General features: G+C 38.8%; 10 protein-coding genes and 2 pseudogenes. 6 read left to right on the top strand and 6 right to left on the bottom strand.

The features are described from left to right. Window positions 1–271 precede the first annotated feature (271 nt). The 3 genes from PPA04_RS08280 to PPA04_RS08270 all read right to left on the bottom strand — a co-directional run bounded on the left by PPA04_RS08280 (window position 272) and on the right by PPA04_RS08270 (window position 2658). Window positions 272–1723, bottom strand: coding sequence for a 6-phospho-beta-glucosidase (locus PPA04_RS08280; protein ID WP_057783358.1), 1452 nt, complete (start codon window positions 1721–1723; stop codon window positions 272–274). Window positions 1724–1792: 69 nt separating this feature from the next. Continuing rightward, the gene (locus PPA04_RS08275) at window positions 1793–2134 is read right to left on the bottom strand and encodes a PTS lactose/cellobiose transporter subunit IIA (RefSeq protein ID WP_057783360.1); all 342 of its coding nucleotides are present in this window, start codon (window positions 2132–2134) and stop codon (window positions 1793–1795) included. 209 nt (window positions 2135–2343) lie between these two features. Further along, window positions 2344–2658, bottom strand: a complete 315-nt coding sequence (locus PPA04_RS08270; protein WP_057783362.1) for a PTS sugar transporter subunit IIB — start codon at window positions 2656–2658, stop codon at window positions 2344–2346. Window positions 2659–3047: 389 nt separating this feature from the next. Here PPA04_RS08270 and PPA04_RS08265 point away from each other — a divergent pair, with 389 nt between their 5' ends. After that, complete coding sequence (locus tag PPA04_RS08265) at window positions 3048–3749, top strand: GntR family transcriptional regulator (RefSeq protein WP_057783364.1); 702 nt, start codon at window positions 3048–3050, stop codon at window positions 3747–3749. Window positions 3750–3803: 54 nt separating this feature from the next. On the opposite strand, the gene PPA04_RS08260 is transcribed toward PPA04_RS08265, so the two are convergent. Further along, entirely contained in the window at window positions 3804–4520 is a 717-nt protein-coding gene (locus PPA04_RS08260) for a GntR family transcriptional regulator (RefSeq protein ID WP_057783365.1), read from the bottom strand. A 181-nt stretch (window positions 4521–4701) separates the two neighbouring features. On the opposite strand from PPA04_RS08260, the gene PPA04_RS08255 reads away from it, so the two are divergent. Both PPA04_RS08255 and PPA04_RS08250 read left to right on the top strand, forming a co-directional pair. After that, a complete protein-coding gene (locus PPA04_RS08255) occupies window positions 4702–6075 on the top strand; it encodes a glycoside hydrolase family 1 protein (protein ID WP_057783367.1) in 1374 nt (457 codons plus the stop codon). 31 nt (window positions 6076–6106) lie between these two features. Continuing rightward, window positions 6107–7463: pseudogene (locus PPA04_RS08250) on the top strand (PTS sugar transporter subunit IIC). A 231-nt stretch (window positions 7464–7694) separates the two neighbouring features. Here the strand turns inward: PPA04_RS08250 and PPA04_RS08245 are convergent. Both PPA04_RS08245 and abc-f read right to left on the bottom strand, forming a co-directional pair. Beyond that, a complete protein-coding gene (locus PPA04_RS08245) occupies window positions 7695–8006 on the bottom strand; it encodes a hypothetical protein (RefSeq protein ID WP_057783370.1) in 312 nt (103 codons plus the stop codon). 113 nt (window positions 8007–8119) lie between these two features. After that, window positions 8120–9627 (bottom strand): annotated as a pseudogene (gene abc-f, locus PPA04_RS08240) (ribosomal protection-like ABC-F family protein). 943 nt (window positions 9628–10570) lie between these two features. On the opposite strand from abc-f, the gene trpX reads away from it, so the two are divergent. The 3 genes from trpX to PPA04_RS08225 are packed head-to-tail and all read left to right on the top strand — an operon-like array spanning window position 10571 to window position 13243. Further along, window positions 10571–11563, top strand: coding sequence for a tryptophan ABC transporter substrate-binding protein (gene trpX / locus PPA04_RS08235; RefSeq protein ID WP_057783372.1), 993 nt, complete (start codon window positions 10571–10573; stop codon window positions 11561–11563). Further along, window positions 11560–12486: an ABC transporter permease gene (locus tag PPA04_RS08230; RefSeq protein ID WP_057783373.1), complete on the top strand. Its 927-nt coding sequence runs from the start codon at window positions 11560–11562 to the stop codon at window positions 12484–12486. Before trpX ends, PPA04_RS08230 begins: the two co-directional genes overlap by 4 nt. Continuing rightward, the gene (locus PPA04_RS08225; RefSeq protein ID WP_057783375.1) at window positions 12479–13243 is read left to right on the top strand and encodes an ABC transporter ATP-binding protein; all 765 of its coding nucleotides are present in this window, start codon (window positions 12479–12481) and stop codon (window positions 13241–13243) included. The genes PPA04_RS08230 and PPA04_RS08225 overlap by 8 nt, the downstream gene beginning before the upstream one ends. Window positions 13244–13496: the final 253 nt, after the last annotated feature.

The following is a 13496-nucleotide window of genomic DNA, read 5'->3' as shown; positions in this document are numbered from 1 at the left end:
GACACATGGCTTTTTTTGGCTAACTGACGAATCGTCATCCCTTCAACTTCCACAGGATGCGCAATGATATATTTGTAGATGCTTAGTTCCAACTGATTTAACAATTTCACTCTTTCATACGGAAACATCATTTACACCTTCCCCTGATTACCTCTATAGAGTAGCACTTTGTCTTCGGCTTTGGAACATGTTTCAGACTAAAAAAACAGCCACAGAAACTTTTACTGACTGTTTTTCTAATTTATTTAAATTAAACTCATTTTATAGCGTTTTATTTTTCGGAAATATCTTCACCATTCGAAGCAATTACTTTCTTAAACCAATCAAAGGAATCTTTCTTAGAACGGGCCAAAGAACCATTACCTTCGTCATCTTGATCTACGTAAATAAAGCCATAGCGTTTCTTCATTTCACCAGTGCTGGCTGAAATCAAATCAATGCAGCCCCACGGTGTGTAACCAATCAGATCAACGCCATCTTCAACAACGGCTTTTTCCATTGCTTCAATGTGGTCATGGAAGTAGCTGATCCGGTAATCATCGTGAACACTACCATCAGCTTCTTTCTTGTCATAAGCGCCAAAACCATTTTCAACGATAAACATTGGTTTATGCCAACGATCCTGCATCCAGTTCATAGAATACCGCAAACCAACAGGATCAATTTGCCAGCCCCAATCTGATTTTTCAGTATAAGGATTATCAACTTGATCCTTAGATTCTGTATAAACATAATCCGGATTGTCAGCCTTGTACTTCGTTACAAATGACATGTAGTAACTGAAGCCAACGTAATCAGCAGTGCCTTCACGCAAATCCTTAGCATCCTGTTCCGTACGATCAATCTTGAAGCCTTTGCGAGCCCAATACTTAGGTACCCAGTTAGGATAGAAACCGTTAGCCTGCACATCGCCATAGTAGTAACGCGTTTGCATTGCCCGTTCTGCCATCATGATATCTTTAGGATCAGCCGTCAAAGGATAAATGGGACACATCGCAATCATGTCACCAATCTGGAAATCAGGATTAATTTGATGTCCTAACTTTACAGCCTTGGCACTAGCTACCATTTCATAATGAGCGGCCTGGTACATTGATTCTTCCCAGTTATCATCTTTACCAAGTTGTAACCCGGAGTTTTGCAGCATTGGGTGTGGATCATCCCAAGTAGTTTGGTTGTTAATTTCGTTGAAAGTCATCCAATACTTAACTTTATTCTTATAACGTTTGAAAACTGCTTCCGCGTAATTTAAGAAGAACCCAATCAACTTTCGATTTGACCAGCCGCCGTACTCTTTAACCAAATGATAAGGCATTTCAAAATGAGACAAAGTAATAACAGGTTGAATGTTGTACTTTAATAACTCATCAAATAAGTCATCATAAAATTGGAGTCCCTCTTCGTTAGGTTCTGTTTCATCGCCGTTAGGGAAGATTCGTGTCCAAGCAATTGATGTCCGGAAACATTTGAATCCCATTTCAGCAAATAGCTTGATGTCTTCTGGATAACGATGGTAAAAATCAATTCCCCAATGATTAGGGTAAACTTCACCTTTTTTAACACCATCAGTTACGCGACGGGGATGATCTTTATCTCCAGCCGTCATGACATCGGCAATACTGACACCCTTACCGCCTTCTTGCCAACCGCCTTCTAATTGATGGGCTGCAACAGCACCGCCCCATAAAAAGCCTTCTGGCATACGCATTTTTTGTTCACTCATATTTTCTACACCTCATTTTTTATTTAAAAAAGGGCAACCACCTAAAGACTTGGCTGCCCTTTCGAGTTTCTAATCTTCGACTTTGACGTTATCAAGTCGTTTGTAAAGATCAACAATTTCACCAGCCAAATCACGGAATGTGATGGCATTCATAATATGATCTTGAGAGTGAACTGTTAATAATGTGACCTTAGCATGTTTCCCGTTTGCTTCATCAGTCAACATACCAGTTTGTGAATTGTGTGCTTCTGTTAAGAAGTGATCGGACTCTTTTAATTTTGCATCGGCGGTTTTAAAATCACCTTTTTTTGCGGAATTAATTGCTTCGAATGCAGAACTCTTTGCATTCCCACCATTCATAATTAATCCCATGATTGCTTCTAAGTTCTGTTCTTTTTCTTCTTCGGCCATTTTCTGTAATTCTCCTTCTGGATTATGTAAAAACGGAAACAATTTCTGTTTCCGCTTTCAAAATTGTTTGCGTTGTTGGGGCTGAAACGTGCTAACCAAAGCAGCTCATTCCGTCTAGCTACGATTAGAAAACAATTCACAAAATACGTGAATCATTTCCTAATCTAGGCTAGTACTCGTGAGCTACCCACTTTGTTTACCACTCTGTCTTATTTCACACCCAATGTCTTAAATGCTTCTGCCAACACTTTTTCACCGTTCATCATCCCGTAATCTTGCATATTGATTACTTCAACTGGAATATCCAATTTGCTCTTGAAATTATTTTCCATATAACGAACTTGTGGTCCGAGCATTAAGATGTCTGGATGTTTCTCTTCCAACTTGTTATTTGCATCTGAAGCTGCTGTTGCAAAAATCTCTGCATCAACACCCTCTGCTGCTGCGGCCTTTTGCATTTTTGATACCAAAAGACTTGTTGACATACCTGCTGCACAAACTAACATAATTGTTTTCTCCGCCATAATGCTCACTCCTAATAATTTGTCTTATTTTTTGTTCTCGAGCGATTTACTTTTTAAACCGCTTTCATTACAATTGCATTGTAACTCGTAGGTACAAATTTTACAAGCTTAATAATCGAAAAAAATTTGCAATGGCCCGTTATCCCCCTCATCACGGGAATTATCAAACTTTTTTATTTTTTTCTGAATATAATTGGTCCTTTATTCATTAATTGATGATCAGCTATTTTGTCCATTTTGTACCTAAAAACTTGTACTAATTTAAAAAAATATGTTTTTTTTACACTAAAGTGGTTGACTATTAAACCGTTTTCATTACAATTGGAAGATGAATGGTAGGTACAAATAGAATACAAATCAAGCCACTATGGGGAACGGAGGAAATCTGAATGTATCATGACATTGCTGATGATCTTATTCATTCAATCGAAAATAAGTTATTTAAACTAAAACTTCCAACGGAACATCAACTGATGGAACGTTATAATGTCAGTCGTAATACAATTCGGAAAGCCATCGATATTGTGGCACAAAAAGGCTTAGTTCGCCGCGTCCAGGGTAGCGGTTATTTTGTGAATGATATTAGCCAGGCAGAAAAAACGGTTGTTAATTTAACCATGGGTGCTAGTCGATCACGTTATCACAAAAATATGACTTCTAAAATTGTAACTTTTGATGAGATTCATGCTGATGAAGCTTTGGCAAAAGAATTTAGCACACGAGATGGTGCAGCATTGTATCGGGTTATTCGTCTTCGTTATGTGGATAAGCAGTTATACAGTTTGGAATATGCGTACTATGTCAAAAGCGAGGTTCCTTCACTAAGCTTGTCTAGTATTAATCATTCCATTTTCGATTACATCAAAGAAAAATATGGAATTCGGATTAATAATAGTGATCAATATTTATCTCAAGACCGGTTATCCAGTGAAGCCGCTAACTTGTTGGGCTTGGAACCCAAAACAGCTTGTATGACCTTGCAGCAATCTAATTACTATAATAACGACGTATTATTTAACTTTTCACAAACAATTTATGTCTACCCAAATTTAAGCTTCTACTTTCACGCAGCTAATCAGTCGGGAAATTAACTATTTGGGTATGTAAAAAAGCTTTACCGTATTAATCTGCGGTAAAGCTTTTTGCTATACATTTAAGTCAATGTCGGCCGTAACTTGGTTGGTTTGATAAGGGAAATGAGATTCTGAGAATTCAAAAGGTTCCCCATCTTCCAAATAACTGACCTGTTCAATCACCAAAACGGGTTCATCTTTTTCGACTCCCATGGCTTCAACATCTTTTTGCGTCGCTTTTGCAGCACGCACGATTCGATGAGAACCCGTAATTGTGAGATGACATTCATCGGTTAAATATTGATAAATGGAGTGATGTAAGACATCTTCAGTAATTTCTGCAACCGCTGTTGGCATAATCGTGTGTTCATAACTGTAAACTTTATTATCGATGTAACGCACTCGTTCAATCACATAAACGGGCTCTGTAGAAGAAATCATCAAGCTACTTTGTTCTTCGTTAGTTGGTAAACGCGCATTTAAAGACAAAACCTTACTGGTTACTTTTTTGTTTGGATGAGTATGAGTTGTTCCCAAAGGCTTATCAATGGCATTTCCCATATCATCTAAGTTTTGCATGTAATCTTTGCGCACAAAGGTTCCTGCACCACGTTTTGTATACACGATTCCTTCAATAATTAGGGCCTGAATGGCCTTCCTAATTGTAATTCGGGTCGTCCCAAAGTCCCTTGCCAGCTTATTTTGATCTGGTAGCAACCCCCCTGCTTTAAAGTTTCCATTCACTATTTTTTTTCGAATCTTTTCTGATATTTGCTGATATTTATACATATTTATCCCCACTATTCTTATTATCCCCATTCTAACCTTTTCTCCCCATATTTCATACATCCGTATATTTATAATTTCTAGTTATTTCACAGATGTATATACTTTTTAAATAAAAGGCTTTACATAGAGACGAATATGGATATATAATGAAAACGTATTCAAGAGAGAGGGAGATTGAATCATGACAAAAGAGATGCCCAAAGGTTTTCTTTGGGGAAATTCAGTATCAAGTATGCAAACGGAAGGAGGTTATAACGAAGGCGGAAAAGGAAAATCCGTCTACGATACATTTCCTGCAACAGAAAACTCTTCAGATTGGAAAGTTGCAATCGATGATTACCACAATTATCCAGAAGATCTCGATCTGATGGCTAATCAAGGAATGAATTGTTATCGATTCCAGATTTCTTGGAGTCGTGTCAATCCAGACGGCGATGGCGAATTTAACGAAGAAGGAATCAAGTTCTACGACAATTTGATTAACGAATTATTGGCACGGCATATTCAACCAATGATTTGTCTCTACCATTTTGATATGCCGCTTCATTTGGCTGAGAAGTATAACGGCTTCTTGGATCGTCATGTGGTTGATTCATTTGTCAATTATGGTAAAAAGATGGTCGATTGCTTTGGTGATCGTGTCAAATATTGGATCACCTTTAACGAGCAAAACTTGTACTCCACTTCGGAAACATTCCGAATTGCCGGCTATCTTAAAGGCGAGCGAACAGATGATGAACTTTACCAAATCTCACATCACGTGATGTTGGCCCATGCAGGAGTTGCCAATTATTTACATAAACAAACTGACAACTTGATTGGTGGCATGTTAGCTTATAGCGAAGTTTATCCTGCATCATCCTTACCAAAGGATGTGCAATATGCACGTCAGATCGACGAATTTTTAAACCGTAATTTGTTAGATGTTTTTGTCCACGGTCGTTATTCAAACGAAGTTCTCACTTTCGTGAAGAATCACGGCATTAACATGGATTTCACTGACGCTGACCAGAACGTATTTAATCAATTATCAAGTGACTTTATTGCATTCAGCTATTATCAAAGCGTCACAATTAGCAGTTCGGTCGTTCCAGATAATACCCTCCCAAATTATTATCTAGACGCTGGCGGCAAAGAAAATCCATTCTTAAAAGTTTCCGAATGGGGATGGTCCATTGACCCACTTGGTTTCCGTGATATTCTCACAAAGACTTACAACAGTTATGGCGTTCCAATGTTTCCAATTGAAAACGGAATTGGTGTCCGTGAAACTTACGATGGTCATGAAATTCAAGATGATTACCGAATCAATTATCACCGTGCACATATCCAAGCAATGAAAGATGCCATGTTTGAAGACGGTGTTCCCGTCATTGGTTATCTGGGTTGGGGCTTGATCGATATTCCAAGTTCATCAGGAAACATGGAAAAACGTTATGGAATGGTTTATGTCAACCGTGGTAATCACGATTTACGTGACATGAAACGAATTCCAAAGAAGAGTTATGGTTGGTTTAAAAAAGTCATCGCCTCAAACGGAAATGACTTAGCGTAAATTGTTTTAATATAAAAGGAGGAAAAAACTTATGAGTGAAGATAAGAACCAAAGCTCAAGCGAAAAACTTGAGAACTCGGGTTTTATTGCAAAGTTTACCGAAGTCTCCGTTAAAGTCGGTAACTAGGTTTACCTTCGATCATTACGTGATGCTTTCGCGGTTATTTTACCCGTCTTTATCATCGCTGGTCTTGGTGTATTGCTCAATAATACTGTATTCACATGGATCTTCCATGGTGAAACTTTAGCAAAGGTCCAGGTTTTCGGAAATGCCATTAATAATGGTACCTTACAGGTTGCCGGTTTGTTGGTAGCCCCTATGATTGGATATGCACTTGCTAAAAATAAGGGGCTTCTCTAACCCAATCGCTGCATCTGCCATGTCATTAGCTTGTTTAATGATCATGATGCCTCAGACGGTTTCTCTAGGAACTGTTGCCTCAGCTGGTGCAAAAATGTCAGCTGTTACTGGCGGTCTTAGTTACTTAAACACCGGTACACAAGGTATGTTTGGTGGTATTATTGTTGGATTACTTGCAACTGGTATTTTTATTAAGTTATCAAGTTACAAGAGTTTACAGATCCATTTAGGCGATAACGTTCCGCCTGCAGTTTCTTCATCATTTAGTGTTTTACTACCCGCTTTAATCTTAATGTCATTATTCGCTTTGATTGCTGCGTTACTTGCAGGCTTCTTCAATGCCGATTTGATCAACTTAATTAAGACTTGGGTTCAGGAACCATTACGTGGTTTCAATACTAACATTGTTGGATTTTGTGTAATTTATACAGCTGCCAACTTCCTATTTACTTTAGGTATTCACCAAACTGTTATTTCTGGTACTTTGATGGATCCTCTAGTTTTAATCAATATGAATGCTAACATGACTGCATATGCAACTTCACATTCATTCGCACATATTCCAAACATCATCACTACTTCATTTGTAAGTAGCTACACTTTGATTGGTGGTTCAGGAAGTACAATTTCTTTGATTATTGCTATTTTAATTTTCAGTAAGGTTAAATCTTCACGTCAAGTTGCTAACTTATCATTAGCTCCTGGACTGTTCAATATTAACGAACCAATGATCTTTGGTTATCCAATTGTCTTCAACTTACCAATGATGATTCCATTCGTCTTGTTCCCAACTATTGGTAGTATTATTGGCTACTACGCAACCCTCGTTGGTTTGGTACGACGAACCGTCGTGTTAGTACCTTGGACTACTCCACCACTAATTGGCCCTTATCTAGCAACTGCCGGTGATTGGCGTGCACCTGTTGTGCAATTTGTTATCATCGCACTTGGTGTTGTTCTCTACCTTCCATTTATGAAGATCAGTGAACGTGTTGCAAAGGTACAAGCTGAAGAACAAAATGCTTAGGTCGTGAATAACTATGAACAGAAAAATCATTATCAGTTTAATCGGTGCAATATTTATGTTATTGCTGTCAATCATTGATTTCGTCTCGTTTGGCCTTACAATTACTACCGTAAGTACAATTGCAATCTTTATTCTGTTCAGCTATGATCTTTACAAAGCTTGGAAGCTTAAAGAAGAGAAATCAAAATAAACAAAAATGGTGATCCGCTTAATTGCGAATCGCCATTTTTTTTAGCCTAAAACAAATTCATATTTGCGTTGCATTCCCATGAACAATACTTCTTTGTTGACCTCTTTGATGACATACTTGCCAGCATTTGTTGCCTGAATTTCTTTGCCTACCTGATAAGCATTTCCATTCAGAACTTCTAATTTCCCAGTTTCGTAAAACCAAACATACGTGTAGAACACTTTAGTGTCGTCTTCTGTAGGGAGCACCTTCATTGAAATTGATTTGTTAGCGCGCATCAACAGCCATAGCGGAACGAAGATACAAAAAATACCAATAATCGTTAATACAGCGGTATAAATTAAATGAACCATTTTTAAAAATCCCCTTAAATTTGTATATACTTATAAAGCTCAAAGTATATTTGTTTAATTCATTTTATCATATCTCGCATTTAGATACTGCCATTTTTCAGAATTAGGCTCATTTATCCAACCGTTTTCAGCTCCACCACATCCGTTGTCACATGCTGGATAAACTCCCGGTCGTGTTCCACGATCAGCATAGAGGGTTTAACCGTTTTAATCAGGGTTTCTAACTGTTCTTGATTAAAAATATCCAGATAATTCAACGGTTCATCCCACAAATAGAATTCCGCCGGCACCGACAATGATTTTGCCAACTCCACTTTCTTTTGCTGTCCCATACTCATGTGCTCAATTTTAGTTGTAAACACATTGCGTTCGAGCCCCAATTTATGGAGATTATTCAAAAACTCCTGATAATCTAGGTGATTTGTTTCCGCAAATTCAGTTAACGTACCTCGGTTGTCGTCATAACTTTGGCGCACGTAACTAACGTTTAAATGTTGTGGTTGCCCGATTTCACCAGAGACCTTGCCGGCAAACTGACCAAGAATTGCCCGAATCAAGGTGGATTTTCCTGCACCATTGGGGCCAACGATTCCCACCCGATTGCCTTTTTTAATCTCAAACAAAATGGGATCAAACAAGGAACTTTCAGAATCTGGATAACTCAAGGTAAGATCTTTAACCGTCAACAATCGATCATGATGGGTTGGCACAAAATTCATTGACAGCGGATCAATATATTCAATATTTTTCAGCAGCTTTTCTTTTTCCTGAATATCTTTTTGCATGTGTTTTTGCAAGGTTAACGCTCGCTTCATGGTACGCGCTGCCCGGGCTCCAATCGCGCCTGTATCGCCAATTGATCCACTTCCCTTAACGTGAGGATTTCCATATTTTTCGCTTTCTTTAGAACGTGACCATTCCGCCTTTTCAGCCGCTGTCTGTTTCAACCGGGAAATGCTCTTCTTAAGTTTGGCATTTTCCATCTCTTCATGTGTATCACTCAACTTTTTTTGGGCTTCGTAAGTGGCAAAATTGCCCTGATACATTAAAATATTGGACTTTTCGATTGAGAGAATATGGTCGGCTGTGTCATCGACAAACTTGCGGTCATGACTAATCACAATGAAACCCTGTTTCTTATGTTTCAAATAATTAGCTACCTGCTCACGAGCTTTAATATCCAAATGATTAGTCGGTTCATCAATCAAAGGAAATTCACAGTTTGAGTAAATAAACTAGCCAGGAGAACTTTGGTTTGTTCACCACCGGACAATGTAGTAAAGGCTCGCCACAAAATATCAGGATCAGTTCCCAATAAATTCAGTTCGCGTTCTACTTTCCACTGCTCAGTAACACCCAAATCGTTTAAGACGAAGAAGGTAAGTTGCTGTGGATTCTTAATTGTTTGGGGGAAATAATCAAAGGCTAAATTGGCACTAATTTGTCCTTGATAATTTAATTTATTTTGGAGAAGATTCAAAAAAGTTGTTTTACCGCGGCCATTGCGCCCTATCAATCCTAGTTTCCAGTTACTATCCAGGTTTAAATTGACGTGATCAAACAGCAAACTCCCCTGCGTATCATAGCCAAATGTTAGATTTTTAATTTCAATTTTAGACATATAAATTCCTCATTTTTTCTAGCTTTTTCAGGCCGACTAAAAATGAGCATACAAAAAGGACCTGCCCATCGAGAAAGATTAGCCAATCCTGAAAAACTGCACAGTCCACCCTATGACAGGTGCACTAACAGGTTCAACAGAATTAACTTAATTTCTCAATGGCAGATCCCTCACTTTTATAATTTTTCTAAAGTATAGCACGGTTTGTAATTCACGTCCATTTTGGAATAACTATGGTAAAACCAATTTATGAAATCAGAGGAACTACCACTTTCCTAATCTGTATGATTGATATGTGTTGAATCCATCTGAAAATTGAGTTATCCTTCTCTTTTCAAGAACACTTTCTTAATATGTTATTTATTGATTTAGCACTTCAAAAATTCTATAATATGGGTGTAATCAAAAAGGATCAAGATTTATGCGACTAAATCCTGATCCAATAGCTTACCGTTTAAGACGGTGGACTTTTACAACAACTTAAATATGAATTAAGCCTCTGGTAACTGTCCAAAGTTTGAGAGGCTTTTTTCATACCCAGGCACACCCTAAAAAAAATTCAAATTTGTCTTGACACTCATCAAAAACTTATCTATACTCAGAATCAATTAATAAGGAAAGTTGGTTACGCATATGACAAAGACAAACACACAACTGAATAATCGTTGGCAAAGCCGGTAATTAGGTTGTGATTGTCTTTTGGCAAGATACGACCTGGATGCATACAGATCGTATCTGTGCCGGCTAACTTTGACGTAGAAAAAAGCCCGCATGGATTATAATATTCATGTGGGTTTTGTTTTCGATTTATTAAGAACAATCCTGCAATGGGATTGTTCTTTTTTCTTTCTAAAAAATTCAATTCCATGGGCAGGTCATTAATTTTGAGTAGTGAATAGTAAGAAGCAAAGTTTCAAAACATATAATACGAGGAGTTAACCATATGAAACGCTTAATCACATTTATCGCAGCAATTTTTATTTTTCTAGGTTTTGCATTTTTTCAAAGTAACACCAAACAAACTGCCAAGCCAAAGATCCCCACAGTTGGCCTTCTGCAACTTATGAATCAACCAGCCCTGGCACAAATTCAAAAGGGAGTCATCGCGGGACTCAAAGATGAAGGCTATGTCAAAGGTAAAACGGTCAAGATCGATTATCAAAATGCTCAGGGAAATCAAAGTAACCTGAAATCCATGAGTGAGAAGTTCGAGAACGAAAATGCCGATTTAATGATTGGGATTACAACCCCCTCATCACTCGCTTTAGCTGATGTGACCAAGAAAACGCCAATCGTTTTAGGGGCCGTCACCGATCCTAAAGGTGCCGGGCTAGTCAAAAACGAGGATCATCCTGAGGCCAACATTACCGGTGTTTCCGATCAGGCGCCACTAAAAGAACAACTTGGTTTAATTCGAAAACTAATGCCAAAACTTAAGACACTTGGCATTATCTATACTTCCAGCGATAATTCAGCGGTTGCACAGTACAAATTGTTTACTAAGCTTTGCCGGCAAGAAAACGTTAAATACAAAGTTTACTCGATTTCTAATTCTAATGATTTGAACCAAGTTTCACAGACCATGTTACAAAATGTCGATGCCGTCTACGTCCTCACTGACAATACAATTGCCGGTGCTATGCAGACTCTCGTCAAAAATGCGAATAACGCTAACGTACCGATCTTCCCCGCGGTTGATACCATGGTCAAACAAGGTGGCGTGGCAACCTACAGCGTTAACCAATACAAATTGGGCATTATGACTGGCCGCATGGCTGGCCGTTTACTTAAGGGTAAGAAAATTAGCAAAACACCAGTAGAATACGTCAAACATGGTGAATTAACTATTAATTTAAAGCAGGCCAAGAAATTAGGAATTCACATTCCTGACTCATTACTTAAAACGGCCAAAACGGAAGGGGAGTTATTCAAATGAGTTTAATAACATCTGCAATCGGACAAGGTTTCCTCTGGGGTATTTTGGGAATTGGACTGTTTCTAACTTTCCGAATTCTCGATTTCCCTGACATGACAGTTGAAGGCACATTTCCCATGGGCGCCGCAGTCTGTGTGGCCGCAATTACCCACGGCGTGTCACCTATTTTAGCTACCCTCCTAGCAATTCTGGTTGGGATGCTGGCAGGTTTAGCAACCGGACTTTTGTACACCAAAGGTCGCATTCCTATCTTGTTAGCCGGCATTTTGGTCATGACCGCTTGCTATTCGATTAACTTGCGCATTATGGGCACTTCCAACATCTCCTTGCTGGGAAAACAAAGTTTATTCACCAATTCGTTTTTAGAGTCTTTGCCTAAATATTTCGACAGTGTCTCCCTTGGTTTGTTGATTGTCATCATTGTGACCATCGTGTTAGGTATGTTTCTCCAAACTAACTTGGGTCAAGCTTTCATCGCAACTGGTGATAATGAAACAATGGCAAAATCGCTTGGTATTCATATTGATAGCATGAAGATCATGGGTTTAATGGTTTCAAACGGCTTGATCGCCCTATCCGGTGCTTTAGTTGCCCAAAGTGATGGCTATGCCGACGTCAACATGGGAATCGGAATCATCGTTATCGGGTTAGCTTCCATCATCATCGGCGAAGTGGTTTTCGGTAACTTATCCATGAATCAGCGGTTAATCGCCGTGACTTGCGGTAGCATTTTATACCGTTTTGTCTTGTTGATCGTGTTGCAACTCGGGTTCAGTACAAACGATTTGAACTTAATTTCTTCCATTGTATTAGCGCTGTGCTTGATGTTACCAACCTTCCGCACTGCTTTGCATTTAGACCGATTTGTTAAAAATAGCGTTAAAACGCCACTCCCAGATAAGAAGGTGCGAGATCATGACTAATCCAATTTTAGAACTGCAAAACGTGACCACTTATGTAAATCGCCATACCCCCGATGAGCAAAAGATTCTTCGTGGCATTAATTTAAAAGTGTACCCCGGTGATTTCATCACGATCCTAGGATCAAACGGAGCCGGAAAATCCACCTTGTTTAATACGATTGGTGGCAACTTAGCCGTTGATGAAGGCCAAATTTTGGTCAAAGGCCAGAACATCACCCACCTTTCAGAAGAAAAACGAACGCGTTTCCTTAGCCGAGTTTTTCAAGATCCTAAGTTAGGTACAGCACCGCGAATGACAGTATCCGAAAACCTTTTGTTAGCAGAAAAACGTGGTGCCCGTCGTGGATTGGTTTTCCGCGGTTTAAAACGTCAAATGTCCCATTTTAAAGAAATAACCGGAACTATGGAAAATGATCTCAGCCATCGCTTAAACACTCCCGCTGGCGAGCTTTCTGGTGGTCAACGGCAGGCTTTAAGTTTCTTGATGGCGACGATTAAACGACCTGATATTTTATTACTGGATGAACATACAGCTGCTCTGGATCCCAAAACTAGCCAAGAGTTATTGCAGGCTACTGACGATCGAATCAAAGAGGATAAACTAACTTGTTTGATGATCACCCACCATTTGGAAGATACTTTAAAATATGGTAATCGTTTGATTGTTTTGGACAAGGGCCAGATTAAAATCGACGTTTCTGGTGAAGACAAACAGAAGCTGACGATCGATGATTTGTACGAATATTTTGAAATTTAGAGAGGCATTTATACCTAGTTCAAAAAGTTAACTCCACTTTTTTCAGCACCTAAAATATCCATAAGCAAAAATCCACCACCGCCAAAAATTTTGGCAGGTAGTGGATTTTTTTGTTTATTTATTGAGAGTATCAAAATTACTATATCAGTGTGTTGATTGCAAACATTAGACTTACTCTGGAAGCAAATGGGTTCAGTAGTGTCGTTTATCTTAGCAGGTTTCGCTTAGATAAAGGCCGAGTTTGGAGACGTGG

The sequence above is a fragment of the Pediococcus parvulus genome (genome assembly GCF_007990205.1).
GTDB lineage: Bacteria > Bacillota > Bacilli > Lactobacillales > Lactobacillaceae > Pediococcus > Pediococcus parvulus.
Note: the sequence above shows the minus strand (reverse complement) of the source record. Positions and strands in the feature narration are given on the sequence as shown.

Coding starts and splice junctions, on each gene's coding strand:
- PPA04_RS08260 (WP_057783365.1), bottom strand. CDS start 4,520: ATGTATAAATATCAGCAAATATCAGAAAAGATTCGAAAAAAAATAGTG.
- PPA04_RS08230 (WP_057783373.1), top strand. CDS start 11,560: ATGAGTTTAATAACATCTGCAATCGGACAAGGTTTCCTCTGGGGTATT.
- PPA04_RS08225 (WP_057783375.1), top strand. CDS start 12,479: ATGACTAATCCAATTTTAGAACTGCAAAACGTGACCACTTATGTAAAT.
- PPA04_RS08275 (WP_057783360.1), bottom strand. CDS start 2,134: ATGGCCGAAGAAGAAAAAGAACAGAACTTAGAAGCAATCATGGGATTA.
- PPA04_RS08245 (WP_057783370.1), bottom strand. CDS start 8,006: ATGGTTCATTTAATTTATACCGCTGTATTAACGATTATTGGTATTTTT.
- PPA04_RS08280 (WP_057783358.1), bottom strand. CDS start 1,723: ATGAGTGAACAAAAAATGCGTATGCCAGAAGGCTTTTTATGGGGCGGT.
- PPA04_RS08265 (WP_057783364.1), top strand. CDS start 3,048: ATGTATCATGACATTGCTGATGATCTTATTCATTCAATCGAAAATAAG.
- trpX (WP_057783372.1), top strand. CDS start 10,571: ATGAAACGCTTAATCACATTTATCGCAGCAATTTTTATTTTTCTAGGT.
- PPA04_RS08270 (WP_057783362.1), bottom strand. CDS start 2,658: ATGGCGGAGAAAACAATTATGTTAGTTTGTGCAGCAGGTATGTCAACA.
- PPA04_RS08255 (WP_057783367.1), top strand. CDS start 4,702: ATGACAAAAGAGATGCCCAAAGGTTTTCTTTGGGGAAATTCAGTATCA.